A 25,824-nucleotide genomic window follows, 5' to 3' on the forward strand; every position below is an offset into this window, starting at 1 on the left:
TCACAAAAACTGGTAGGCCGATTGTGCCGGCTCTCAGCCCTCGGTGCACCGAGTCATGCCTGCCGGGCGGCGAACAGCGTGGCGCGCAGTTCCTGCCAATGTGCGGGCAGCGCCGCCTCGGCCACGGGCAGATAGAGCGGCCAGCAGGCCGCGCGCCAGCCGCGGCGCTTTGCCCGCAGCAGCAGCCAGCTATCCAGATCCATCGCGACGCGCAGGTGCACCGGCAGTTCGGGCTGCTCGCCGCTGGCCAGCCACCAGGCCTGGCCGTCCCAGCGCAGGCGGTAGCGGTAGTCGCGGCAGCCCAGGGTGCGCGCCAGCAAGGCCGCGCCAGCAGCGGTCAGCAGCAGCGCGGCGGCAAATGCTGGGGCAGCCAAGCTTGGGGTCAGGTGTTGCAGCAACGTCGCCATCAGGCCCGTGCCGGCCAAGCCTGAAAACGCGCAAGCCAGACCCCGCCAAGCAGGATCTGGCTTGAGTGTGACGTTGAAGGCGGGCGGATGGCGCAAGGCCGACCGCATCGCCCGCGGCCTCAGATGCGCTTGAAGATCAGCGTACCGTTGGTGCCGCCGAAGCCGAAATTGTTCTTGGCCGCATATTCGATCTTCATCTCCCGCGCGGTGTTGGCGCAGTAGTCCAGGTCGCACTCGGGATCCTGGTTGAAGATATTGATGGTGGGCGGCGCGATCTGATCGCGCACCGCCAGCACCGTGAACACCGACTCGATGCCGCCCGCGCCACCCAGCAGATGGCCGGTCATTGACTTGGTGGACGAGACCACCAGTTGCTTGGCATGGTCGCCAAAGGCCAGCTTGATGGCATTGGTTTCGTTCACGTCACCCAGCGGCGTCGAGGTGCCGTGGGCGTTCATGTAGTCGACCTGATCGGGGTTCAGCCCGGCATTGCGCAGCGCCGCGCGCATCGAGCGCTTGGGACCGTCCACATTGGGCGCGGTCATATGGTAGGCATCCGCGCCCATGCCGAAACCGGCCAGCTCGCAGTAGATCTTGGCGCCGCGCTTCTTGGCGTGCTCGTACTCTTCCAGTACCAGCACACCGGCGCCCTCGCCCAGCACGAAGCCGTCGCGATCCTTGTCCCAGGGGCGCGAGGCCGTCTTGGGATCGTCGTTGCGCGTGGACAGCGCGCGTGCGGCCGCGAAGCCGCCCACGCCCAGCGGCGAGACGGTCGATTCGGAGCCACCGGCCACCATCACGTCCGCATCGCCGTATTCAATCAGCCGTCCGGCCTCACCGATGCTGTGCAAGCCGGTGGTGCAGGCCGTGACTAGCCCCAAGTTGGGTCCCTGGAAGCCGAACCTGATCGACACATGACCCGAGATCATGTTGATGATAGAGGCCGGCACAAAGAACGGAGAGATGCGGCGCGGGCCCCGCGCCGTCAACTCCGCGTGCGTTTCCTCAATCATCGGCAGGCCGCCGATGCCCGAACCCACCAGCACGCCGATGCGCTCGGCCTGATCCTCGGTGAGGGCGTCGCCGGTCGAGAGGCCCGCATCCTGCACCGCCTGAATCGATGCCGCCAATCCGTAGTGGATGAAGCGGTCCATGGTCCGCGCTTCCTTGGTGGACATGTATTCAGCCACGTCGAAGCCCTTGACCTCGCCTGCGAACTGGCAGGCATAGGCCGAGGCATCAAAGCGGGTGATGCGGTCGATGCCGGACTGACCGGCCAGGATGTTGGCCCAGCCTGTCGCCACCGTGTTGCCCACGGGGCTGATCAGACCGAGACCGGTGACGACGACGCGACGACGGCTCATGCGGTTCAGGGATCGGTTGAGGAAGAAGAAGAAGCGCTAAGGGCTGCGCCCTTATGCCTTCTGGTGCTTGACGGCGTAGTCGATCGCCAGTTGCACCGTGGTGATCTTCTCGGCTTCTTCGTCCGGGATCTCGATGCCGAACTCGTCTTCGAGTGCCATCACCAGTTCCACGGTGTCCAGAGAATCGGCGCCCAAATCGGCCACGAAGGCCTTCTCATTGGTCACATCGGCTTCAGGCACGCCGAGTTGCTCGGCGATGATTTTCTTGACACGTGCTTCGATATCGCTCATGACTCCTCCAGGAGTGGATTGCAAGGAACAGCCCGGGATTCTAAGGCCTCTAGAGTGCCACCCCTAGCGCAGGGTGGCGGACGCAGGCTGACAGCACTGCGACCCGCACTCTAGCAGGCCCTCACCGGCCGGGCGAATCCGGTGGGCGCAACACACAGGGTGTCGCGCCGCTAAACAGTTCAGCTCATATACATGCCGCCGTTGACATGCAGCTCGGTGCCGGTGATGTAGCCGGCCCCCTTGGAGGCCAGGAAGGCCACCGCGTCGGCGATTTCCTTGGGCTCGCCCAGGCGGCCCAGCGGGATCTGCGCCAGCAGCGCGGCCTTCTGGGCCTCGGGCAGCACCTCGGTCATGTCGGTGGCGATGAAGCCCGGGGCGATGCAGTTCACCGTGATGCCGCGGCTGCCGAGCTCGCGCGCCAGCGCACGCGTCATGCCCGCCACGCCGGCCTTGGCGGCGGCATAGTTGGCCTGACCGGCATTGCCGGAGGCGCCCACCACCGAGGTGATGTTGACGATGCGGCCATAGCGCTGCTTCATCATCGTGCGCATGACCGCGCGGCTCATGCGGAACACCGCCTTGAGATTGGTGTCCAGCACCGCATCCCAGTCCTCGTCCTTCATGCGCATGGACAGGGTGTCACGCGTGATACCGGCGTTGTTGACCAGCACCTGCAGGCCGCCGTCGGCCTTGACGATCGCGTCCACGGCCGCTTCCACCGCCGCCGCGTCGTTCACATTCAGGTTCATGCCGCGGCCGCCCAGGGGCGCCAGGGCGGCCGTGATGGCGGCGGCACCGGACTCGCTAGTGGCCGTGCCAACAACGGTATAGCCCTGCTCGGCCAGGGTCAGCGCGATGGCGCGTCCGATACCGCGGCTGGCACCGGTGACGAGGGCGACTTGCTTGCTTGTTGATTCACTCATGATTCGGTCAGCCCAACAGGGTCTTGGCTTCCGCCAGCGAGGCCGGGTCCAGCACGGTGGCGCTGAGGATCTCGGCATCGATGCGCTTGCACATGCCGGCCAGCACCTTGCCGGGGCCGCATTCGATGATGTGGCTGAGGCCGCGTGCCTTCAGCGCCTGCACCACCTCCACCCAACGCACCGGGCCGAAGGCCTGGCGGTAGAGCGCGTCGCGCAGCGCCTCGGCATCGCCGGCCGCGGCGACGTCAATGTTGTTGATGACGGGGAACTGCAGGGCCCCGAACTCGGTGGCCGCCAGCTTGGCCTTCAAGGCCTCGGCGGCCGGCTTCATCAGGCTGCTGTGGAAGGGCGCCGACACGGGCAGCAACAGCGCGCGCTTGGCGCCCGCCGCCTTGAGCAGCTCGCAGGCCTTCTCGACGCCGGCCTTGGTGCCGGCAATCACAGTCTGCTTGGGGTCGTTGAAATTCACCGCCTCGACGGCCTCGCCCGCCGCTGCGGCGGCCTGGGCACAGCCTTCGCGCACGGCCTGAGCCTCCAGGCCCAGGATGGCGGCCATCGCGCCCACGCCCACCGGCACGGCTTGCTGCATGGCCTGGGCACGGAAGCGCACCAGCGGCAGGGCCTGCGCCAGGCTCAGGGCGCCGGCGGCCACCAGCGCGGTGTACTCGCCCAGCGAATGGCCGGCGGCGGCAGCCGGGGTCAGGCCGGTCTCGGCGATCCAGGCACGGTAGCAGGCAATGCCCGCGGTGAGCATCACCGGCTGGGTGTTGGTGGTGAGGTCCAGCTGCTCCTTCGGGCCTTGATTGATCAGCGCGGCGATATCTTCGCCCAGCGCGGCCGAAGCCTCGTCCAGCGTTTGCTTCACTGCGGGATGATCACCCCAGGCGTCCAGCATGCCCACGGCCTGCGAGCCCTGGCCGGGGAACACGAATGCAAAGTTCGCACTCATCTTGATGTCTCGTTTCCTTGGTTTCTTAGAAGTCGAGCAGCACGGCACCCCAGGTGAAGCCACCGCCCACGCCTTCCAGCATCACGGTGTCACCCGACTTGATCTTGCCGCTGCGCACCGCCACGTCCAGGGCCAGCGGGATCGAGGCGGCCGAGGTATTGCCATGCTCGTGCACGGTGACGATGAGCTTGTCCATCGGCATCTTCAGCTTCTTGGCCGTGCCCTGCATGATGCGGATATTGGCCTGGTGCGGGATCAGCCAGTCGATGTCGGCATCGCTGCGGCCGGCCTTGGCCAGCACCGAGCGCGCCACCTTCTCGAGCACGCCCACGGCCAGCTTGAACACAGCCTGGCCGTCCATCTTGAGCAGGGGATCGCCCAGCACCCGGCCACCAGCGACGGTGCCCGGCACGCACAGGATGTTGGCATGGCTGCCATCGGCATGCAGCTCGCTGGCGAGGATGCCGGGGGTGGCGCTGGCGCCCAGCACCACGGCACCGGCGCCGTCGCCGAACAGCACGCAGGTGGTGCGGTCCTTGAAATCCAGGATGCGCGAGAACACTTCGGCGCCGACCACCAGGGCCTTGTTGGCAGCGCCGGTCTTGATCATCGAATCGGCCACCGTGAGGGCATAGACAAAGCCCGAGCAGACCGCCTGCACATCGAAGGCAGCGCCGCCCGAGATGCCCAGCTTGTGCTGCAGCAGACAGGCTGTGGAGGGGAACACCATGTCCGGCGTGGAGGTGGCGACGATGATGAGATCGATCTCGCTGGCGGCGATGCCGGCCGCCTCGAGGGCGGCGCGCGCCGCCGGCAGGGCCAGATCGCTGGCCGCGACACCCGCATCGGCGAAGTGGCGCGCGTGGATGCCGGTGCGCTCGACGATCCACTCGTCCGAGGTCTCGATGCCATCCTTGGCCAGCTGCGCCGCCAGCTCGGCATTCGTCAGGCGCTTGGGAGGGAGGTAACTGCCCGTACCGAGAATGCGGGCAAAGCGAGGTGCGTTCGTTGCGCTAGTAGTCGTCATGCAGCTTGGACGGCCTTGGCCGCCTTGTCTCCTGCATCGCCGGGCACGGGCTCGCCCGTCTGTGCGGGCATGGCTTGCAGCGTGGCGATGATGCGATCGTGAACCCGGTCCAGCAACCGGTTGCGGGCGGCATCATACGCCCTGTTCAGGGCGGTCTCGAAGGCCAGGGCGTCGGCCGAGCCATGGCTCTTGAACACCAGCCCGCGCAGCCCAAGCAGGGCCGCACCGTTCAGGCGGCGATGGTCGACGCGGTTCTTGAAGCGTTGCAACACCGGCAGCGCCAGCAGCGCGATCAGCTTGGTGAGCAGGTTGCGGCCGAACTCGAGCTTGATGAAGGTGGTCATCATGGTGGCCAGGCCTTCGGCGGTCTTGAGCGCCACATTGCCGACGAAACCATCGCAGACCACCAGATCGGTCGTGCCCTTGAAGATATCGTTGCCTTCCACATTGCCGTAGAAGTTCAGTTGGCCCGCGGCCGCGGCCTGACGCAGCAATTCGCCGGCACGCTTGATGGTCTCATTGCCCTTGATGAGCTCTTCGCCGATATTGAGCAGGCCCACGCTGGGTTCGGCCTTGCCATCGACGGCAGACACCAGGGCCGACCCCATCACCGCAAACTGCAGCAGATGCTCGGCACTGCAGTCGACATTGGCGCCCAGGTCCAGCATGGTGGTGAAGCCACCGCGTTGATTGGGCATCACGCTGGCAATCGCCGGGCGGTCGATGCCTTCCAGAGTCTTGAGCACATAGCGCGCCACCGCCATAAGGGCGCCGGTATTGCCGGCCGAAACGCAGGCATGCGCCGCGGCCACGCCATCCGAGGCCTTGAGTTGGTTGATGGCCACGCGCATCGACGAGTCCTTCTTGCGGCGCAAGGCGACTTCGAGCGGATCGTCCATCTCCACCACCTCGGTGGCGGGCACGACGGTGCAGCGCGGCCATGCCTTGGCTTCGGCGAGCGCCTCGCTACGCCCGACCAGCAGCAACTCGGCCTGCGGATGTGCAGCAAGAAAGGCGCGGCAGGCGGGCAGGATCACGCTCGGGCCGTGGTCGCCACCCATGCAATCGACGGAGAGGCGCACCACGCCATCGGCGGGCTGAATGGAGACGAAAGAAGACATGGGAACGGGGAGGTGTGCAGCGGAGCCTGGCGTCAAGCCGGCGACCTTACGCGAGGCGCATCGCAGCGGCAAGCGGGCGCACCCGCAGAGCAGGCGACGCGCGAGGTGCCTCAATCACAGCGACCAGACAGCACAAAAGCCCGGCGACGCGCAAGCGATGAGCCGGGCTTTGTACAAACATGCTAGGTGCGTGCGGCGCGCCGGGGCGGCCGCAGCCAGCCATGTCTTAGGAGGCGTCAGCCTTGGTCTTCAGGACCTTGCGGCCGCGGTAGAAGCCATTCGGGCTGATGTGGTGACGCAGGTGCACCTCGCCCGTGGTGGGCTCGACGGCGGTGCCCGGAGTGACCAGGGCATTGTGCGAGCGGTGCATACCGCGCTTGGACGGCGACTTCTTGTTTTGCTGAACGGCCATGATTTCTCCTTCGGCTTCGGTGATTGAGGCTTGCTCGGCGGGTCACGGTGTCTTGGCGCATCCGAGATGCTCGAATGCTGCTCCAGACCAGCCCGCCACCGACGCCTCGGCGTCCCGGCAATTGATTCAACCGGGAAAGCCCGCGATTCTAGCACGGCTTGCGCTGCGGGCGAAAGCCCGGCGCGTCGACTATTGTGCGCGCCCCTTGCCCTTGAGTGCCGCCAGCGCCGCAAACGGGTTCGGCCGCTCCTCGTCGAGCGCTGCGTCATCCTCGTCCTCCAGCGGGCGCGGCAGCGGCTCCGGGCAGCTCTCGTGGCGCGGCACCAGGGGCAGTTCCAGCAGCAATTCGTCTTCCACCAGCTCGCGCAGATCCAGCTGGCGCGTGAGGGTCAGCACATCGTCCTCGCTGTCGGCATCCAGCTCGGCGGCCACGGCCTCATCGCGCACAAAGCGGAACCAGCGGGCGAACGCCACATGCGCCTCCACCGGCTTCAGGCAACGCTGGCAGGTCAGCTGCACCCGGGCGTCGGCCTCCAGATGCAGCCAGATCTCGGCCTCGCCGCCCTTGGGCGTGCGGCGCTCACCGCGCACCGCCCATTGCACCGGCGGCCATTCGCCAACGGGCGCCTCGGGCGCCGCACTGTCGGCCATGCGCGCCAGCGTGCTGGCAGGCCAGCTTCCCTGCAGGCCGGCACCATCGCGCGCAAAGGCTTCGACGTCCAGCTTCAGAGGATCTACAACTCGCTCTTTCATGCCGCAAGTGTAAGGGCGTGTTTGCGATCCCGGCATGGTGCCCGCAAGGCAGCGTCTGCGGCGTTGCAAATCCTCGCCGGGTGTCCAACCCGGCTGCGGTTTGCGCCTTGCATCCCCTGCCTTTGCGGGGCAACGGGCCCCATGACGGGATCGCAAACACGCCCTATGCGCGCCGATGGGACAATCCCCGGCATGAGCACCCTGCCCCGCCCCCTGATCCTGGCCTCCACCTCGCGCTACCGCCGCGAACTGCTGGAGCGCCTGCGCCTGCCCTTCGAAGTCTGCGCACCCGATGTCGACGAAAGCCCCCGGCCCGGCGAGACGCCCGCGGCCTTGGCCGGACGGCTGGCCTTGGCCAAGGCACAGGCCGTGGCCGCACGCTTCCCCGCAGCCGTGGTGATCGGTTCGGATCAGGTGGCCGATCTGGACGGCCAGAGCATCGGCAAGCCGGGCGACCACGCGCGCGCGCAGGCGCAGTTGCGCAGCATGAGCGGCAATAGCGTGGTGTTTCAAACCGCGCTGGCCGTGGTCTGTCAGGCGAGCGGCTTTGCGGCGCAAGACCTGGCCCCGGTGCGGGTGCGCTTCCGCGAACTCAGCGATGCCGAGATCGACAACTATCTGCACGCCGAGCAACCTTATGACTGCGCCGGCAGCGCTAAGTCCGAGGGCCTGGGCATCAGCCTGCTCGCCGCGATCGAATCCGATGACCCGACCGCCCTGATCGGCCTGCCGCTGATACGCACGGCACAGCTGCTGCGCCGTGCCGGCATCGATCCGCTGCTGCACGGCGGGGCCGCGCGATGAGCGGCGCCAAGCCGGGGCGGCTTTTTCTGGTGCCCAACACGCTGGACTTTGGCGTCGAGGGGGCCGCGGTGGATCTGCGCGAGGTGCTGCCCGAGCAGGTCATAGTCACGGCGGCGCGCCTCGGCCACTGGGCGGCCGAGAATGCCAAGACCACGCGCGCCTTCCTGAAACGCGTGGATGCCATCTGCCCCTTGGCGCAGCCGCTGCAGCAGGTGCAGATCGCAGAGTTACCGCGCCCACCGAAGGGGCAGCACAAGCCCGCGCCCGAAACCGGCCGTGCCTGGCAGGCGCTGCTGGCCCCGGCGCTGGCGGGTCATGACCTGGGCCTGATCTCGGAGGCCGGCCTGCCGGCGGTGGCGGACCCCGGCGCGATCTTGGTGGCGGCGGCACATGCCGCAGGCATCACGGTGGTACCGATGAGCGGACCGAGCTCGCTGCTGCTGGCGCTGGCCGCCAGCGGCCTGAACGGTCAGAGCTTTGCCTTTGTGGGCTACCTCCCCGTGGACGCGGCACAGCGCGGCGCGCGCATCCGCGAACTGGAGGCGCATTCGCTGCGCCTGCAGCAGACCCAGCTGATGATAGAGACGCCCTACCGCAACAGCGCCTTGCTGGAGGCCTTGCTGACGCAGCTGAAGCCGGACACGCGCCTGTCGGTCAGCTGCGGCATCAGCCTGGCGCAGGGCTGGACGCGCAGCGCCAGCGTGGCGGAATGGCGCAAGCAGCCCGGCAGCTTGCCGGACAAGGTGCCGGCGGTGTTCGCCCTGCTCGCCTGATCAGGTTTCGGAGGCTTCGGCCACCGGCGCACGCTTGGCACCGAACAGCGCCGCTACCTTTTTCTTGGGCTTGATATAGCTCGACAGGCCCTTGCCCAGCGATGCGGCATTGGCCGGGGTCTTTTCCCAGGCCGCCGCTTCGCCGTTGTTGCGCGCCTCATAGGGCTGGTCGAACAGCGGGTCGCGCGGCGCCGCGGGTGCACGGTAGCTGGGGCGCGGGGCGACCGGTGCGGCTACCGTGGCCTCGAAGGGGCGATCCTCGAACTCGCGGCGCGGGCGGCGCGGCCGCTCCTCGTCGAGCTCGATCGCATCCAGCTCGATCTTCTTCTTGATCAGCTTCTCGATGTCGGCGATCAGACGTGCGTCCGATTTGCCCACCAGGGTCACCGCAATGCCCGAGGCGCCGGCTCGGCCGGTGCGGCCGATGCGGTGCACATAGTCCTCGGCATTGAAGGGCACGTCGAAGTTAAAAACGGCGGGCAGGTCGGCGATGTCGAGGCCGCGCGCGGCCACATCGGTACACACCAGCACATCGACCTCGCCGCGCTTGAAGGCTTCCAGCGCCTTCAAACGCTCGTCCTGCGACTTGTCGCCATGCAGGGCATTGGTGCGCAGTCCGTCGCGCTCGAAGGAACGTGCCAGGCGGGCGCAGCCCAGCTTGGAGTTCACGAACACGATGGCCTGCTTGATGCTGCGCTCGCGCAGCACCTTCAGCACTGCCGGGCGCTTCTCGTCGTCGGTGACGCTGTAGAACAGCTGCTCCACATTGGTGGCGGTGGCGTTCGGGCGCGCTACTTCCACCAATTGCGGATTCTGCAGATAGCTTTCGGCCAGACGCTTGATCTCGGGCGAGAAGGTGGCCGAGAACAGCAGGGTCTGGCGCGTCTTGGGCAGGTAGCTGAGGATGCGCTGCAGGTCGGGCAGGAAGCCGATGTCCAGCATGCGGTCGGCCTCGTCCAGCACCACATACTCGACCTGGTTGAGTACCGCGTTCTTGGCCTCGATATGGTCCAGCAGGCGGCCGGGCGTGGCGATCAGCACCTCGACGCCGGCCTTCAGCTGCAGCGTCTGCGGCTTCATGTCGATGCCGCCGAACACGCAGGCCACGCGCAGATTGGTGTGCTTGGAATAGGCCTTGACGTTGTTGGCCACCTGGTCGGCCAGCTCGCGCGTGGGCGCCAGCACCAGCGCACGCACCGGATGGCGGGCCGGTGAGGCGCTGCTGTTCTCATGCTTGAGCATGCGTTGCAGCAGGGGGATGGAGAACGCGGCCGTCTTGCCGGTGCCGGTCTGCGCCGCGCCCATCACGTCCTGGCCCGCCAGCACAATGGGGATGGCCTTGGCCTGGATCGGCGTCATGCTGGTATAGCCGGAGTCGTCCACGGCTCGCAAGAGCTTGGCGTCCAGGGGCAGCGTGTCGAAGCGCGCAGGCGCGACTTCGGGAATCAGGGTGTCGGTCATCAGCCCATTATCCCCGGAATGCCCCAAGCCCCCCAAGACCCGCGGCATCAACTGGAAGTGGTGCCGTCTTCCAGCCTGCCCTCGGCCGAGTTCACAACCATCCAGCGCGGTGCCTTGAAGCGCACGATGCGCCAGTACAGGAAGACATAGCTGGCGACAAAGCTCGCCAGCAGCATGCGCAACATGGGGGTGTCATCCCACCACAACGCGGCCGGCACTACAGACAAACTACAGAGCACCCACAAGTAGGGGGCGGTCAGTGAATTTCGGCGGGTCAGCGCCGCCGCATCCCTGCTGCCTATCGCCCAACGCATTACGCGCCTGTAGATCAGGCTGTGCAGATGAATGCCATCCGGCATGCCCATAGGCCTGCCGCGCACAAAACGGCGGCGATACATCGAGAACACTGTCTCCCACACCGGGTAGACACACAGCGTGAGCGGGAACATCGGCGAGACCGCCTCATTGCGCACTAGCAACAGGATGGACAGTTCCGCCAGTACAAAACCCAAGAAGTAGGCTCCGCCATCGCCGAGGAAGATCAGGCCGTTGGGATAGTTCCAAAGAAAAAACCCGAGCGTAGCCCCAATCGCAATGAGGGCCAGCGCCGCGATCAAGTGGTCGCCGACCTGCAACGCCACATAGGCAAGGCCGGCCAGCATGATGGCGGTACACATCGACGCGAGCCCGTTCATCCCATCGATGATATTAATGGAGTTCGCGACTCCACTGACGACGAGCAAGGCCAACACAAAGCTGCCAACCGCACTCGCAGCCAGCCAATCCAATCCCGGAATCTCCGTGCGGACAATGCCCGCTCCGAGCAACCACACGCCAAGACCAGCCGCCACCATGGTGGCGAGCAGCCTGCGCAGCGGGCTCACCTGCTTGGTCAGATCCTCTACAAAGCCAGACAGAAATGCTGGCAGACAGCAAACAATCATCCATGCCACCTTGGCGCTGAACTCCGGGCGCTTGTAGCAAAGCACAGCCGCCCCCGCACAAAAGCCCAGGAAGATGCCCATGCCGCCGATTCGCGGAACCGGTCGCGCATGAAATTTCTGCGGGCCTGAAAAATCGTGATCAGCAGACAAGCCGCCGTGCAGATGCGATGAACGCACGATGAGCAGTGTTGCGATGAGCGCCACTGCAAAACTGGATACGAATACGGCCAACATGGATGGAGTCGCGTGCGCCAAACTAAGGGCAATCAAAGAGTGCCGTCCGCCGCACTCCGCAAGGCTGCGAGTGTAGCGACTCGTTCTTACCGATGGCAAAGCACCGCTTGCGGTGCCGCTAGAATGCCGCCGGTCTACAAGCGCCACATGGCGTAGCGCCGGGATTCACGGCTTAAACAATGCATACAGCCAGCGAGATTGCATGAAAGTCAGCGAGATTTGGGAGACACCGGAGCGACCGATGCTCAACAGCATTGAGCCTGCCGACCATCGGCCGGCATACGGTTGCGGATGGTTGGGCCGCGCCGCATTGGCTCTGCTGATAGCTGGGATGCAGCTTGGCCCGGCTTTGGCCGCGCCAAGCCCGATTGGCGGCTCACCAATCAATGAGGATAAACAGACACTCGAGGGCGGGCCGATCCGGCTCACGCCTCGCACTGGTGGCGCGTCGCCAGGCCGCAAGGAAGACAGTTTGCAGCCGCGCCCCGATGGTGAGCGCGGGACGGTGATCCAAGTGCCAAACGAGTTCGAGTCGTATGTTCAGAGCATCGTCGGCAGGGACGTGGAAATTCGTCGATTCGGTGCCAGTCTAATGGCCAGCGGCGGCGTGGCAAGCATGACGGATGAGGCCGCATCGCAGATTCCATCGGACTACCTGCTCGGCGTCGGTGACGAGGTTCTGCTGACCATCTGGGGCTCGGTCGAGGCCGATTTGCGGCTCACTGTGGACCGCGGTGGCCGTATTGCGATTCCGCGCGTCGGCCCGATCATGGTTGCCGGACTGCGCTATGCCGATCTGACGGCTGCCGTAGAGCAGCGAGTTGCCCAGGTATTTCGCAATTTCAAGCTCAGTGCCTCGCTGGGGCGCCTGCGAAGCATCCGCGTCTACATGACGGGCTTCGTCCAGCGCCCAGGCGCCTACACGGTCAGCAGCCTATCGACGCTCGTCAACGCCGTGATGCAGGCAGGCGGCCCCACCGCCGCAGGAAGCTTTCGCCAAATCGAACTGCGCCGGGGCGGAAAGCTGCTGAGCCAGCTCGACCTGTACGACCTGCTGCTTCGCGGCGACAAGAGCGCTGACCGAGTGCTGCAGGCAGGCGATGTCATACACATCGGACCGATCGGCAGCCAGGTCGCCATGACTGGCAGCGTCAACAACATCGGGATCTTCGAAATCACGGAGAAGGAAACAATCCACGACTTGCTGAACATGGCTGGTGGCTTTACCGCTGTGGCAGATCGAAGCCGCATCTTGATTGAACGCCTGGAGCAGCGCACCGCGACACGCATCGCCGAACTGGCGCTGCCGCAACAAGGCAGCCAGCACCCGCGCGCTGGCGACGTTTTGCGAGCGGTCAGCGCCATCAGCGCTACCCTCCCACAGCATCGCCAGAACAAGCGCGTGCGTGTCGAGGGCGAGGTGCACAGACCGGGTGATTACATCCTGCCGCCCAACAGCACCATGGGCGATGCAATCAAGGCAGCCGGCGGATTGACAAGCGGAGCATTCATTTTCGGCACCGAATTCAATCGCGACAGCGTACGTTCAGTGCAGGAGGCCAATTACGACCGTGCATTGCGCGACCTTGAGACCGAATTCACACGCAACGCCACCACGCAAAAGGCCAGCACCGGCGACGAAGCTAACGCCCAGGCGGCGCGAGCCGTCAGCACCGACAAATTGATCGAGAGACTGCGCAGCGTGCGTCCCTCAGGCCGCATCGTGCTGCAGTTGGCGCCCAGCGCCACAACATTGCCGGACCTGGCCCTTGAAGATGGTGATCGCCTGTTGATCCCGGCCCGCCCAACCACCGTCGGCGTTTTCGGCAGCGTGTTCAATGGTGGTAGCTATCTTTTTGGCAATGGTGGCACGGTCACGGATTACCTGAAGCTAGCCGGAGGCCCCACGCGCGGTGCCGACACGAACAGTGTCTTCGTACTTCGTGCCAACGGCAGCGTGATCAGTTCGCGGCAGAAGTCGGGCTGGTTCATGGCTGGAGGTGCATTGGATGGCATCGCGGCAGAGCCGGGCGACACCATCTTTGTGCCTGAAGAGCTGAACAAGACCTCATTTGCCCAAGAGGCGAAGGAATGGACACAGATCCTGTACCAGTTCGGCCTGGGTGCCGCGGCCCTGAAGACGATTAAGAACTGAGGCCGCCCCGCATGACAGAAGCCATTCACTACAACAACGCCGTAGGCGTGTCCGCGACTCGCTCTGACGAGATCACTTTGGGGGATTTCGCCGCCGCCATTCGGCAACGATGGCGGCTAGCGGCTGGTGCTCCGGTCTTGGCCAGTGTGCTGACACTCGGGGGGAGCTACTTGATCAGCCCCACCTTTACGGCTCGTACCAGTTTCTTGCCACCGCAACAGCAGCAGGGCGCCGCGGCGGGCGCACTTGCGTCGCTAGGAGCGCTCGCCGGCATTGCCGGCGGCGGCGTTAAGAGCAGTGGCGATCAATACCTCGCGTTCTTGCAAAGCCGCACCGTTGCCGACCGCATGGTGGACCGCTTCGATCTGAAGCAAATCTATGACACCAAGCTGCGGCATGACGCGCTGCTGGAATTGGCACAGAACACCAGGACCAGCCTCGGCAAGAAGGATGGGCTGATCACACTCGAGGTCGATGACCACGACCCCAAGCGGGCTGCTGAGATGGCTGCAGCTTACGTGGAGGAGTTGCGCCGGCTGACCGCGGGCTTAGCCCTGACCGAGGCTCAGCAGCGACGCGCCTTCTTTGAAGGCCAGCTTAATACCGCGCGCGAAAAACTCGAAGCAGCCCAGACAGCGTTGCAAGGCAGCGGCATTTCGGCGGGAGCCATTCGCGCGGAGCCCAAGGCAACAGCGGAATCCTTCGCGAAACTCAAGGCTGAAGCCACCACCGCCGACATACGCCTGCAAGCCCTGCGACGTAGCCTTTCGGACCAGACAGCCGAAGTACAACAGCAGCTCGCCATCGTGAGTGGTCTGCGTACTGAAATGGAACGGCAGGGGCGTGCTGAATCCTCCAACGCCCAGTCTGGCTATCTAGGCGCCTATCGCGACTTCAAGTACCACGAGGCGCTGTTTGACCTGCTCGCACGCCAGTACGAACTTGCCAAAGTCGATGAAAGCCGCGACGGCGGCCAACTGCAGCTAATTGACGCCGCCCAGGTGCCAGAGCGCAAGTCCAAGCCGAAGCGCAGCATGCTGATGCTAGCGGCGGCCGGCCTGACTTTCCTCGGCATCTGCATTCACACTGGAGTTCTGCTGGCGCGCCGTCGCCGCTTGGGCACACGCGTCGACTGATATTGAGCAGGGTGGGTCAGCATTTAGCTAGGGCCCGACGCTGCAAGCCTTCGTTTGAGCTCATGACACAGGTCCTATCAAAGCCCAAAGGGTCGCAAGATCCGTTTCGTACTGGCAGCAGTGCACCGGCAGGCCTCTGAACGATTCGTGAACACCAGCCTTTCACCCCAGCTCATGACTGCCGCCCCCCCTCCCCCTGCACGCGGCGCGTTTTTGCGCGCAGTGTTGGTGTTGGTAAGCGGTACTGCCCTGGCGCATGGACTTACGGCCGCTGCGCTGCCAGTGCTGTCCAGGCTTTATAGCCCCGCTGAATTCGGTCTATTGGCAGTGTTCTCCAGCTTCCTGGGCATCATTTCGATTGCAGCTTGCTTGCGCTACGAGTTGGCGATTCCACTGCCTCAAACGGATCAGGACGCTCTGCACCTGCTTGTCCTGTCCATGCTGTGCTGCACCGGCCTTAGCCTCGTACTGGGTCTGCTGGTCGCCTTGGTTCCGCAATGGTTGCTGGGCCTGCTGGGTCAACCTCAGTTGGGCCCCTACCTCTGGTTGGCGCCACTAGGACTGCTCCTGGCCGGTGCCTATAGCGCACTACAGTTTTGGCACGTGCGAGGGAAACATTTTACGCTGTTGGCGCGCACACGGATTGCTCAATCTGCCGGAAGTGCGGCGACCCAAGTCGGTCTGGGATGGGCAGGCATGCATCCGCTCGGCCTGCTTCTGGGCTACGTAATGAACACAGGCATTGCCTGCCTTGGACTGGGCGGTGCGCTGTTGCGGGCATTGCCGTCAATGTCATGGTCTCGGATTGGAACGCTCGCCCTTGAGTACCGACGCTTCCCTCTGTTCTCCACCATCGAGTCATTGGCCAATAGTGCCGCGATACAGGTGCCAGTGATCATGATAGCCGCATTGGCCACACCTTCCGAAGCTGGCTACCTGATGATGGCCATGTATGTGGCACAGGCTCCAATGTCGCTGATCGGCACAGCCATTGGCCAAGTCTATTTGTCGCGCGCGCCCACCGAATATCGCCAAGGCCATCTGGGACCATTTACGGTTGAAATCTTCAGCGGATTGTTCAAAGCTGGGGCAGGCCCAATGCTCGCCACAGGCATTCTTGCCCCGCTTCTGTTCGGCCAGGTACTTGGCTCAGACTGGCAACGCGCAGGCGTACTGGTACTGTGGATGACGCCCTGGTTCCTGCTGCAGTTTCTCGCCGTACCGGTCGGCTTGGGCTTGCATGTCACCGGCCATCTGCGCGCCGCATTGCTATTGCAAAGTGGCGGCTTCGCGTTCCGAGTCGCCATGGTCTGGGGCACCTGGAGATGGCATGCATTGCTTGTTTCCGAGGCTTACGCAGTATCCGGCGCAATCTTCTACCTGGGCTATTTGATCGCCGTCATGTCTGCTGTCCGAGCAGATTGGCGCAGCATGATCCTTGGGCTGAGACGCGGCGCCGGCGTTGCCCTTCTGTGGGCCGCCGGTGCGGCAATCCTGGCGCTTTGCATCCTCCTACTTGCCCCCGGGAAAGCCTGATGCGCGCGCCAATCAATACCCGCGACAGACTCGTCCGGATCTGTTTTTACTGGTTGCTGCCGGGATTCTTCATCTATCACACGCTAGTCGGCAAAGAATTCCTGCCAGGCTTGCTGGGTGGTTATTCCACGGCCATGTCGGCAATACTATTGCTGCCAATGAGTTTCGCATATGCGCAGCACTTGCTGGAATCTCGCGAGCATCGCCTGCCATTGGATACCGTCTACGCCGGTTTTGTTTTTTATTATGCCAGCGTATTGGCCGTGCAATTCGCCATTGGCGCACGCGGAAATGCTGTGGCCGACCAGTTCGGCATTATATTCCAGTTCCTGACCCTCTTCATGCTGGCCCGACTGGCACCACTCGGTGATCCAAACTTTCAGCGCTGGCTGCTTGCGTTCCTGGTGCTAATGACGGCCATCATTGCTTTCAATGCAGACGAAGGGACATTTGCCGTCGCCGCACTTGACCTACAAGGGTTCAACGAGAATCTGGCCAACTACCAAGCCTTTGCCTTTGTGTACAGCGTGGTCATGCTCTATGTCGTGGCTCCCATGCAGCAGCGTTGGCAGCGGGTTCTCGTCTATCTCTTTGGAATCCCCACATTATTCTTGAACGGTGCACGCACCGAATTTATCGGCATTTTATTGCTGTTCTCCACCATTGAATTTCTCGACTCCAAACACAAGGCAATCACGCTACTCGTGACCAGCTCAATGCTGGCAATTGGCATTGCATCCCTGCCGCTGCTGGCAGATCTATATCCTGAGAGTCGAACTGTGCTGCTATTTCTAGACTATAGCGACGATGTGTCAGCCAATGAGCGAGCCCAAATGCTCAGGGACGGCTGGCGCAGCATCGCCGGAAGCCCCTGGATTGGGAGCTTTCAAAGCCATGCGCGCGGAGAGCACATTCACAATGCCCTATCCGCCTGGGTCGACCTCGGCTTGCTTGGCTTCATAGTTTTTGTCGTGTTGATCGCCGTACCGGCAGTTGACCTGTTTCTGCTGCAGCGCCTGAGTTTTCGCAACCCAACTTATCGCCTTGCCTTTTCGCTAGTCTTTCTTACCGCCCTGTTTGCAATCACGGCCAAGCACTACACGCATCAGCTATTCCCCCTAGCCTTAGGCATTTACGCGCGCCACCTTATCGAACAGCGGCGCGCACCACCAGGCCCGCCGCAGGCAATTACACCGGCGACCTTATCGGTGTGACGAAAACTGGAATATGTCCGAGTCCAGTGCGCAGCGTCACCCGATCCCAAGCCGGCAGACCTACGTATTCAGAGGAACCGGCAATGCGATGCGTCTTACAACATTACGCGGCCATTCAATGAAAATTGTTCACCTTTGCTTGTCAAATTTTTTCATTGACGACTACTCGTACCAAGAGAACATGCTGCCGAAGTATCACGCGCTGCAAGGGCACGAGGTAACCGTCATCGCCTCGTTGGTTTCTTTTGACTCCAACGGAAAACCATGTCTGCTCGACGCAGAATCCACAAAAATCACCAAAGATGGTTTCAAGGTAATTCGAGTGGATTATAAAAAGCCGTTTTACAGGCTAAATAGGTTCATTCGATCCTACAAGGGCCTTGCTAGTCTGCTGGCGAATGAAAAGCCAGACTTGATTTTTGTCCATGACTTTTCATTCATGGACATCAGCAAAGTTATAGCGTATGCAGAACAAAACAAACAAGTCAAGATTTATGTCGACTGCCATACGGACTACATCAACAGCGCACGTACCTGGCTATCGAAAAATGTTTTCCACCACATCATTTGGAGATACTACGCAAAACTACTTGCGCCGTTCGTGGATAAGTTCTATGGGGTGACTCCATTGCGCTGCGATTTCCTGCGGGACGCCTATGCAATTGACCCCAAGAAAATTGAACTGCTTGTGATGGGGGTTGACGATGAGGTCCTGAAAGACAAACATCGGGCATCAATCCGGCCGGAGCGCTGCCAAGCACTGGGTATTGATGAGTCAGATCTGATCGTCACGACGGGCGGCAAGATCGACGCGCAAAAAAACATTCATCTGGTGATGCAGGCGATGGCCAAACTAGGCCGACCAGACGTCAAGTTGATTGTATTCGGAACCGTCGCACCTGAGATGCAGGAGCTATTCGATAGCCTTTTGCGCACTGATTCAGTCATCTATGTCGGCTGGTTGAATTCAGACGAAATTCTCGACTATTTCATACTCTCCGACCTAGTTGTTTTTCCCGGCACGCACTCGGTTCTATGGGAGCAAGCTGTCGGCGTTGGTACGCCCTGCATTTTCAAGTATTGGCAAGGAATCACACATGTTGACGTTGGCGGGAATTGCGAGTTCTTGTATGACGACGACGCCGATGAAATAGCACGGATTATCAATGATGTTTTGTTTGAGAAGGAAAAATACAGGGGCATGAAGAAAATCGCCATGGAACAGGGGCTAAAGAAATTCTCGTACAGCGACATTGCACGAGCTGCCATCGCCTAGCATGCCAAGCGGTATCCCCCCAAGCCCACCCAGCGGCCCACAGAAATGCACCAGGACCAGTATCGTTCCCTGATTAACTGAACCGAGCATGCGCGCCGAATCCTCCGTCCCGACACAAACCAAGCTTGTGCCAACCGCAAACAATTTCGATCTCATACGACTGATGGCCGCGTTGCAAGTTGCCATCAAACATGCTTTGGTGCACATGGGCTTCGCCAGCCAGTGGACGGAATTGTTGGGATTATTTCCCGGCGTGCCCATCTTCTTCTTCATCAGCGGCTTCCTGATCTATCAGTCATACAGCCACAGCCGCAGCCTGGGCCAGTTCGCGATCAACCGGCTCTTGCGCATCTATCCTGCCCTTATCGTCTGCTTCGTCGTATCGGTCGCGCTGGTGATGTTCACCGGCTATCTCTCATGGTCGACGCTGAGTTCGCGGTCTTTCCTGCTCTGGGTGGGCGCCCAGCTCACCGTCCTGCAGATATACAACGCCGAGCTTTTGCGCGGTTTTGGCGTCGGTGTACTCAATGGCAGCCTGTGGACCGTCGCGGTCGAATTGCAGTTCTATGTGCTTACGCCGTTGCTGGCATGGCTGACGATGCGCCAGGCTTGGTGCTGGATCCTGGTCCTGGTCCTCGGAGCAATTGCCAATCTGGTAATGTCGCACTGGACGGCAGGCTTTGGGGCCAAACTGTTCTCGGTCAGTTTTCCGCCCTGGTTCTATATGTTCGTCCTTGGCGCCTGGTTGTCGACACGCCGCGACTGGCAGCTACGGCTGCTTCGACTTCATCCATTCGTCTTGCTGATGGCCTATGCCGCTGCGGGTGTGGTCGGGCGCCTGTTGGGATGGCAAGTCACCGGCAACGAGGTCAATCCTTTCTCCTACCTGCTGTTAGCCATGCTCATGTTCCGCTTGGCCTATGCGCGACCAGAATTGTCCGAGCACCTCCTGGGCCGGAACGACATTTCCTACGGCGTCTACATTTACCACATGCCGGTGATCAACCTGCTGGTCTTTCACGACAAGGTGGGAACACCGTGGACCGTTGTCGCCGCCTGCACGATCACTGTGGCCTTGGCCTTGGCCTCCTGGCGCCTGATCGAGCGCCCGGCACTTCGCCTGAAGAAGCTGGCGCTGCGCAACTACTGACTTATAGAATCGAAAGAGCCTTTCCCGTGACCAAGTCAATCAAGCGTCCGTACCAGATCTGTAGCCACTGCGTCATGGATACCAGCGACCCGAACATCCGTTTCGACGAGCGGGGTTGGTGTGATTTCTGCTGCAACTTCGAGGCCACGATTCGCCCGAACTGGGACACTGGCGCCAAGGGCCAAGCCGAACTGCTGCAGCTGGCCGACCGCATCAGAGCCGCCGGCCAGGGCCGTGATTTCGACTGCATCATCGGTCTCTCCGGTGGTCTCGACAGCTCCTACGCCGCCTACGTGGCCAAGGAGAAGATGGGCCTGCGCCCCCTGCTCTTCCATGTCGACGCCGGCTGGAACACCGACCAGGCCGTCGGCAATATTGAGAAGCTGGTGGACGGGCTCGGCCTGGAACTGTTCACCGAAGTGGTCAACTGGGAAGAGATGAAGGATCTGCAGGTCGCCTTCCTGCGCGCCGGCATTCCAGACCAGGACCTGCCGCAGGACGCCTCGTTCTTCTCCTCGCTCTACAAGTTCGCCCGCCAGCACGGCGTCAAGCATGTGATCACCGGTTCGAACTTCTCGACCGAATGCTGCCGCGAGCCCGAGGAATGGGGCGGCTATCTGGGCATCGACAAGCTGCTGTTCGGCGATATCCACCGCCGCTTCGGCCAGCGCCCGCTGGAAAGCTTCCCGCTGACCGACATCCTGGTCTACAAGCTGTACTACCAGAAGATCCTCGGAATGACGGTGCACCACCCGCTCAACCTGGTGCCCTTCGTCAAGAAGGAGGCCGAGGATGAGTTGGAGCGGCGCTTCGGCTGGCAGCGTTTCCAGCACAAGCATCACGAATCGCGCTTCACCCGCTTCTACGAGGACTACTGGCTGCCGCGCAAGTTCGGCTTCCACAAGCGCCGTGCCCATTTCTCCAGCCTGATCATGACCGGCCAGATGACGCGCGAAGCCGCGCTAGAGCGGCTTACCAGGCCCGAAATGGACGAGCACTTCCTGAGGCAGGAATTCGAATACGTGGCGCACAAGCTGGACCTCAGCGTTGCCGAGTTGCACCACATTTTCGAGGGCGAGAACAAGACCTACCGCGACTATCGCAACAAGCGCTGGATGATTGGCTTCGGCACCAACCTCTTTCGGTGGCTGGGCCTGGAGAAAAGGTACTTCCGATGATTCGCATCGTCGACTATGGCGTCGGCAACATCCAGGCCTTCATGACCATGTTCAAGCGCCTGGATCTGCCGGCCACGCGTGCGCGCAGTGCCGCAGAACTGGAGGGCGCCACGCGCCTGATACTGCCTGGCGTCGGCGCCTTCGATCAGGCCATGCACCTGCTCAACCAGTCCGGCATGCGGCCCTGCCTGGAAGAAATGGTGCTGGGCCAGCAGGTACCGGTGCTGGGCATCTGCGTGGGTATGCAGATGCTGGCCACTGGCAGCGACGAGGGTGAGTTGCCGGGCCTGAACTGGGTGCCGGGGCGGGTGCGCTCTTTCGACAGCCACCCCAAGTCCAGGGAACTGCCCATGCCACACATGGGCTGGAACGATCTGCGCATCAAACCGGGCAACAAGCTGTTCAAGGATTTCGAACCCGAGCCACGCTTTTACTTCCTGCACTCCTACTACTTCGCCTGCGAGAATCCCGAACATGTTGCCGCCACGGCCGATTACGGCCATGACTTCGATTGCGTGGTGTCCAACGGCCATATCCATGGCGTGCAGTGCCACCCCGAGAAAAGCCATCACTTCGGTGCACAGTTGCTGAAGAACTTCGCGGAACCGTAAACAACATGCTGCGCCCCCGCATCATTCCCTGTCTGCTCGTGCACAAGGGCGGCCTGGTCAAGACCCAGGCCTTCAAGTCGCCCAAGTACGTGGGCGACCCGATCAACGCGGTCAAGATCTTCAACGAGAAGGAGTCCGACGAGCTGATGGTGCTCGACATCGATGCCAGCGTGAATCGCGCCGAGCCCAATTACGCGCTGATTGCCAAGCTCGCGGCCGAGTGCCGCATGCCGCTGTGCTATGGCGGCGGTGTCACCAATGCCGAGCAGGCCGCCCGCATCATCGACCTGGGCGTCGAGAAGGTTTCTGTGAGCGCCGCTGCGGTGGCCGATCCCTCACTGCTGACCCGCATGGCCGAGGCGATTGGCCGGCAGAGCGTGGTGGCCGTGCTCGACGTGCGCAAGAAGGCCGGGCTGTTCGCCAAGGGTTATGAGCTGTGCACCCACAACGCCCGCACCGCCCACAAGCGGGACCCGTTGGCCTTTGCCCGGCAGCTGCAGGAAGCCGGTGCCGGCGAGATCGTCATCAATTCGATCGACCGCGACGGTGACATGAAGGGCTACGACATCGAGTTGGCCCAACAGATGCGTCAGGCCTTGCGCATCCCCATGACGGTACTCGGAGGCGCCGGTTCGCCGGCCGATATCGAAGCGCTGATTCGGGCCTGCGGCGTGGTCGGCGCAGCGGCCGGCAGCCTGTTTGTCTTCAAGGGTCAGTACCGCGCGGTGCTGATCAACTATCCCACCCCGGCACAGAAGGACGAGATCTTCCGCGCCGCCCTGCCCGGCCGCCAGGCCTGACCCCATGTTCAAGAACAAGACCCTGCTGATCACCGGAGGCACCGGCTCCTTCGGCAATGCGGTGCTGCGCCGCTTCCTCGACTCCGAGCTGAAGGAGATTCGCATCCTCAGCCGCGACGAGAAAAAGCAGGATGACATGCGCAAGCGCTATGCCAATCCCAAGCTGAAATTCTACATCGCCGATGTACGCGACGCCCGCAGCGTGGCCGCCGCGATGCGCGGCGTCGACTACTGCTTCCACGCGGCTGCCCTGAAGCAGGTGCCCTCCTGCGAGTTTCATCCGATGGAAGCTGTGCGCACCAATGTGCTGGGCACCGAGAACGTGTTGGAGGCGGCCATCGCCGCTGGCGCGAAGCGGGTGGTGTGCCTGAGCACCGACAAGGCCGTCTACCCGATCAATGCGATGGGCATCTCCAAGGCCATGATGGAAAAGGTTATGGTGGCCGCCTCGCGCAATCTGGAGGGCACCGGCACGGTCATCTGCGGCACCCGCTACGGCAATGTGATGGCTTCGCGCGGCTCAGTGATCCCCTTGTTCGTGGACCAGGTACGGGCCGGCAAACCCATCACCATCACCGACCCGGCCATGACCCGCTTCATGATGACGCTGGACGATGCAGTGGAGCTGGTGATGTACGCCTTCGAGCATGGCAGCAATGGCGACATCTTCGTCCAGAAGGCACCGGCCGCGACGGTGTCCGTGCTGACCCAAGCCCTGCTATCACTGATGGACCTGCCCAGGCATGAGGTGCGAGTCATCGGCACGCGCCATGGCGAAAAGCTCTACGAGGCGCTGCTCAGCCGCGAGGAACGCGCGGCTGCCGAGGACCTGGGCGATTACTACCGCGTGCCGCCGGATGGCCGCGACCTCAATTACGGCAAGTTCGTGGAAGAGGGCGAGTCGCGCATCAGCGAATATGAAGACTACACCTCGCACAACACCACCCGCCTGGACGTCGAGGGCATGAGGGCCTTGCTGCTCAAGCTCGCCTTCATGCAGCGTGTCGCCCGTGGCGAAGCCGCTACCGCGGAGGACTGAACGCATGCGTATTGCCATTACCGGCGCCTCGGGTTTTGTCGGCCGCAATTTGCACTGGCGCTTGAAAGAACTTGGCCACACCGACGTGCGTCTGATCTCGCACCAGGCCAACGACCGCGAACTGATCGAGCAACTGCAGGGCCTGGACTTCGTGTTTCACCTGGCCGGCGTCAACCGACCCAAGGACCCGGGCGAGTTCGACGACGGCAATGCAGACTTCAGCCTGCGCGTCGTCGCCATCCTCGGCACCCTGCCCAAGCCGCCAGCGATTGCCTTCGCCTCTTCGACCCAAGCGGCGTTGGAGAACAGCTATGGTCAGAGCAAACGTGCCGCGGAAAACGCACTGCTGCACTACAGCCGCCAGTGCCGCGTGCCTGTGTACATCTACCGCCTGACCAATGTGTTCGGCAAGTGGTGTCGGCCCAACTACAACTCGGTGGTGGCCACCTTCTGCCACAACATCGCGCGCGACCTGCCGGTCACCATCAACGATCCCTGCGCGGCGCTGCGCCTGGTCTACATCGACGACGTGATCGACCAATTCCTGGGCCTGCTGGACAATCCGCAGGTGCCCGGCGGCTTTGTCGATGTGAACCCCAGCTACGAGACCACCGTTGGTGAACTGGCAGAGACCCTGCGCGGCTTCAAGGCCACGCGGACCAGTCTGATGATTGATCGCGTCGGCACCGGACTCAAGCGCGCGCTATACGCCACCTACGTGAGCTACCTGCCGACCGAGGACTTCGCTTACGACGTGCCCCGCCACGCCGATCCGCGTGGCGTGTTCGTCGAGATGCTCAAGACACCGGACGGCGGTCAGTTCTCCTACTTCACCGCTGGCCCAGGCGTCACCCGCGGCGAGCATTACCACCACACCAAGACCGAAAAGTTCTTGGTCATCAAGGGCACGGCGCATTTCGGTTTCCGGCACATCGACAGCGGCGAGACCCACGACCTGATCACGCGCGGCGGCGAGGCTCGCATCGTTGAAACCATTCCCGGCTGGACCCATAACATCACCAACGTCGGTGACGACGAGTTGATCGTCATGCTCTGGGCCAACGAGGTCTTCGACCGCACCCGCCCGGACACCATCGGCATGAAGGTCAATTCAGTATGAGAAAACTCAAGGTGCTGACCGTTGTCGGCACACGCCCCGAAATCATCCGACTCTCGCGCGTGATGGCGCAGCTCGACGAACATTGCGAGCATGTGCTGGTGCACACCGGCCAAAACTACGATTACGAGTTGAATCAGGTCTTCTTTGACGACCTGGGCGTGCGCAAGCCCGCGCACTTCCTCAACGCTGCCGTCGGTGGTGCGGCGCAGACGATAGGCAACATCATCGCCGGCATCGACCAGGTGCTCGAGCAGGAGCGGCCTGAGGCCATGCTGGTGCTGGGCGACACCAACAGCTGCCTGGCGGTGATCGCCGCCAAGCGCCGCAAGGTTCCGATCTTCCACATGGAGGCCGGCAATCGCTGTTTCGACCAGCGTGTGCCCGAGGAAACCAACCGCCGCATCGTCGACCATACCGCCGACGTCAACCTCACCTACAGCAGCATCGCCCGCGAGTACCTGTTGCGCGAGGGCATGGCGCCGGATCAGGTGATCAAGACCGGCAGCCCGATGTTCGAGGTGCTGAACCACTACCGCCCGGGTATCGACGCCTCCGACGTGCTGCAACGTCTGCAACTGCAGGAGCAGCAGTACTTCGTGGTCAGCGCCCACCGCGAAGAGAACATCGAAGCGCCGAAGACCTTTGCCAAGCTGGTGGCGGTGCTCAATGCCATGGCCGAGGATCATGGCCTGCCGGTCATCGTCTCGACCCATCCGCGCACCCAGAAACGTATCGACGCTGAAGGCATCAAGTTCCACGCCATCATCCGGTTGCTGAAACCGCTGGGCTTCCTGGACTATGTACGCCTGCAGATGTCTTCGCGCGCCGTACTGTCAGACAGCGGCACCATCAACGAGGAATCTTCCATCCTCAACTTCCCGGCGCTTAATCTCCGTGAAGCGCACGAGCGCCCCGAGGGCATGGAGGAAGCGGCGGTAATGATGGTTGGCCTCAGTGTCGATCGCGTGCGCCAGGGTCTTGGCCTTCTGCAAAGCCAGCAGCGCGGCGAGCAGCGCAGCCTCCGCCTGGTGGCCGACTACAGCATGCCCAATGTCTCGGACAAGGTCGTGCGCATCATCCACAGCTACACCGACTACGTGAACCGCGTGGTCTGGCGCAAGTACGACTGAGGGGCCGGGTCTTGCG

Annotated in this window: 25 protein-coding genes; 14 read left to right on the top strand and 11 right to left on the bottom strand. The window is 62.7% G+C overall.

From position 1 onward, the window contains the following. Positions 1-53: 53 nt before the first annotated feature. The 9 genes from WG898_RS16065 to WG898_RS16105 all read right to left on the bottom strand — a co-directional run bounded on the left by WG898_RS16065 (position 54) and on the right by WG898_RS16105 (position 7,247). Positions 54-374, bottom strand: a complete 321-nt coding sequence (locus WG898_RS16065; RefSeq protein ID WP_339603810.1) for a hypothetical protein — start codon at positions 372-374, stop codon at positions 54-56. 152 nt (positions 375-526) lie between these two features. Further along, positions 527-1,771 carry a beta-ketoacyl-ACP synthase II gene (gene fabF / locus WG898_RS16070; protein WP_339603811.1) on the bottom strand — a complete coding sequence of 415 codons (1,245 nt, stop codon included), beginning with the start codon at positions 1,769-1,771 and terminating at the stop codon, positions 527-529. Between the two features lie 51 nt (positions 1,772-1,822). After that, positions 1,823-2,062, bottom strand: a complete 240-nt coding sequence (acpP, locus tag WG898_RS16075) for an acyl carrier protein (RefSeq protein ID WP_058936430.1) — start codon at positions 2,060-2,062, stop codon at positions 1,823-1,825. A 179-nt stretch (positions 2,063-2,241) separates the two neighbouring features. Further along, positions 2,242-2,985 (bottom strand): 3-oxoacyl-ACP reductase FabG, encoded by a 744-nt coding sequence (gene fabG / locus WG898_RS16080; RefSeq protein WP_339603812.1) that lies wholly within the window; start codon positions 2,983-2,985, stop codon positions 2,242-2,244. Positions 2,986-2,992: 7 nt separating this feature from the next. Then, positions 2,993-3,934 (bottom strand): ACP S-malonyltransferase, encoded by a 942-nt coding sequence (gene fabD, locus WG898_RS16085; RefSeq protein ID WP_339603813.1) that lies wholly within the window; start codon positions 3,932-3,934, stop codon positions 2,993-2,995. A gap of 25 nt (positions 3,935-3,959) precedes the next feature. Beyond that, positions 3,960-4,961, bottom strand: a complete 1,002-nt coding sequence (locus WG898_RS16090; RefSeq protein ID WP_339603814.1) for a beta-ketoacyl-ACP synthase III — start codon at positions 4,959-4,961, stop codon at positions 3,960-3,962. After that, on the bottom strand, positions 4,958-6,082 hold the full coding sequence (gene plsX / locus WG898_RS16095) for a phosphate acyltransferase PlsX (protein ID WP_339603815.1): 1,125 nt from the start codon (positions 6,080-6,082) through the stop codon (positions 4,958-4,960). The genes WG898_RS16090 and plsX overlap by 4 nt, the downstream gene beginning before the upstream one ends. 226 nt (positions 6,083-6,308) lie before the next feature. After that, complete coding sequence (gene rpmF / locus WG898_RS16100; RefSeq protein ID WP_285231067.1) at positions 6,309-6,494, bottom strand: 50S ribosomal protein L32; 186 nt, start codon at positions 6,492-6,494, stop codon at positions 6,309-6,311. Between the two features lie 189 nt (positions 6,495-6,683). Next, a complete protein-coding gene (locus WG898_RS16105; protein ID WP_339603816.1) occupies positions 6,684-7,247 on the bottom strand; it encodes a YceD family protein in 564 nt (187 codons plus the stop codon). 192 nt (positions 7,248-7,439) lie between these two features. On the opposite strand from WG898_RS16105, the gene WG898_RS16110 reads away from it, so the two are divergent. Together WG898_RS16110 and WG898_RS16115 are read left to right on the top strand one after the other, a co-directional pair. Then, positions 7,440-8,051 carry a Maf family nucleotide pyrophosphatase gene (locus WG898_RS16110; protein WP_339603817.1) on the top strand — a complete coding sequence of 204 codons (612 nt, stop codon included), beginning with the start codon at positions 7,440-7,442 and terminating at the stop codon, positions 8,049-8,051. After that, a complete protein-coding gene (locus tag WG898_RS16115) occupies positions 8,048-8,824 on the top strand; it encodes an SAM-dependent methyltransferase (RefSeq protein ID WP_339603818.1) in 777 nt (258 codons plus the stop codon). The genes WG898_RS16110 and WG898_RS16115 overlap by 4 nt, the downstream gene beginning before the upstream one ends. On the opposite strand, the gene WG898_RS16120 is transcribed toward WG898_RS16115, so the two are convergent. Together WG898_RS16120 and WG898_RS16125 are read right to left on the bottom strand one after the other, a co-directional pair. Further along, positions 8,825-10,285 (bottom strand): DEAD/DEAH box helicase, encoded by a 1,461-nt coding sequence (locus WG898_RS16120; protein WP_339603819.1) that lies wholly within the window; start codon positions 10,283-10,285, stop codon positions 8,825-8,827. Between the two features lie 47 nt (positions 10,286-10,332). Next, positions 10,333-11,460 (bottom strand): MraY family glycosyltransferase, encoded by a 1,128-nt coding sequence (locus WG898_RS16125; RefSeq protein ID WP_444718959.1) that lies wholly within the window; start codon positions 11,458-11,460, stop codon positions 10,333-10,335. Positions 11,461-11,665: 205 nt separating this feature from the next. Here WG898_RS16125 and WG898_RS16130 point away from each other — a divergent pair, with 205 nt between their 5' ends. The 12 genes from WG898_RS16130 to wecB all read left to right on the top strand — a co-directional run bounded on the left by WG898_RS16130 (position 11,666) and on the right by wecB (position 25,808). Then, positions 11,666-13,618, top strand: a complete 1,953-nt coding sequence (locus tag WG898_RS16130; RefSeq protein WP_339603821.1) for an SLBB domain-containing protein — start codon at positions 11,666-11,668, stop codon at positions 13,616-13,618. Between the two features lie 11 nt (positions 13,619-13,629). Continuing rightward, the gene (locus WG898_RS16135; RefSeq protein ID WP_339603822.1) at positions 13,630-14,754 is read left to right on the top strand and encodes a GNVR domain-containing protein; all 1,125 of its coding nucleotides are present in this window, start codon (positions 13,630-13,632) and stop codon (positions 14,752-14,754) included. 147 nt (positions 14,755-14,901) lie between these two features. Beyond that, the gene (locus WG898_RS16140; RefSeq protein WP_339603823.1) at positions 14,902-16,290 is read left to right on the top strand and encodes a lipopolysaccharide biosynthesis protein; all 1,389 of its coding nucleotides are present in this window, start codon (positions 14,902-14,904) and stop codon (positions 16,288-16,290) included. Then, positions 16,290-17,504 (top strand): O-antigen ligase family protein, encoded by a 1,215-nt coding sequence (locus WG898_RS16145; protein WP_339603824.1) that lies wholly within the window; start codon positions 16,290-16,292, stop codon positions 17,502-17,504. Before WG898_RS16140 ends, WG898_RS16145 begins: the two co-directional genes overlap by 1 nt. Before the next feature lie 13 nt (positions 17,505-17,517). Beyond that, entirely contained in the window at positions 17,518-18,780 is a 1,263-nt protein-coding gene (locus WG898_RS16150; protein ID WP_339603825.1) for a glycosyltransferase family 4 protein, read from the top strand. Between the two features lie 88 nt (positions 18,781-18,868). Beyond that, positions 18,869-19,930, top strand: coding sequence for an acyltransferase family protein (locus tag WG898_RS16155; RefSeq protein ID WP_339603826.1), 1,062 nt, complete (start codon positions 18,869-18,871; stop codon positions 19,928-19,930). Positions 19,931-19,956: 26 nt separating this feature from the next. After that, complete coding sequence (locus tag WG898_RS16160) at positions 19,957-21,108, top strand: N-acetyl sugar amidotransferase (RefSeq protein WP_339603827.1); 1,152 nt, start codon at positions 19,957-19,959, stop codon at positions 21,106-21,108. Further along, a complete protein-coding gene (gene hisH / locus WG898_RS16165; RefSeq protein ID WP_339603828.1) occupies positions 21,105-21,719 on the top strand; it encodes an imidazole glycerol phosphate synthase subunit HisH in 615 nt (204 codons plus the stop codon). Before WG898_RS16160 ends, hisH begins: the two co-directional genes overlap by 4 nt. 5 nt (positions 21,720-21,724) lie before the next feature. Then, complete coding sequence (locus tag WG898_RS16170; protein WP_339603829.1) at positions 21,725-22,519, top strand: AglZ/HisF2 family acetamidino modification protein; 795 nt, start codon at positions 21,725-21,727, stop codon at positions 22,517-22,519. Positions 22,520-22,523: 4 nt separating this feature from the next. Then, the gene (locus WG898_RS16175) at positions 22,524-23,558 is read left to right on the top strand and encodes a polysaccharide biosynthesis protein (protein WP_339603830.1); all 1,035 of its coding nucleotides are present in this window, start codon (positions 22,524-22,526) and stop codon (positions 23,556-23,558) included. 4 nt (positions 23,559-23,562) lie between these two features. Next, positions 23,563-24,678, top strand: coding sequence for a UDP-2-acetamido-2,6-beta-L-arabino-hexul-4-ose reductase (wbjC, locus tag WG898_RS16180; protein ID WP_339603831.1), 1,116 nt, complete (start codon positions 23,563-23,565; stop codon positions 24,676-24,678). Next, entirely contained in the window at positions 24,675-25,808 is a 1,134-nt protein-coding gene (gene wecB / locus WG898_RS16185; RefSeq protein WP_339603832.1) for a non-hydrolyzing UDP-N-acetylglucosamine 2-epimerase, read from the top strand. Before wbjC ends, wecB begins: the two co-directional genes overlap by 4 nt. The last annotated feature ends 16 nt before the right edge of the window (positions 25,809-25,824 follow it).

The organism is Paucibacter soli (assembly GCF_037482845.1).
GTDB lineage: Bacteria > Pseudomonadota > Gammaproteobacteria > Burkholderiales > Burkholderiaceae_C > Paucibacter_B > Paucibacter_B soli.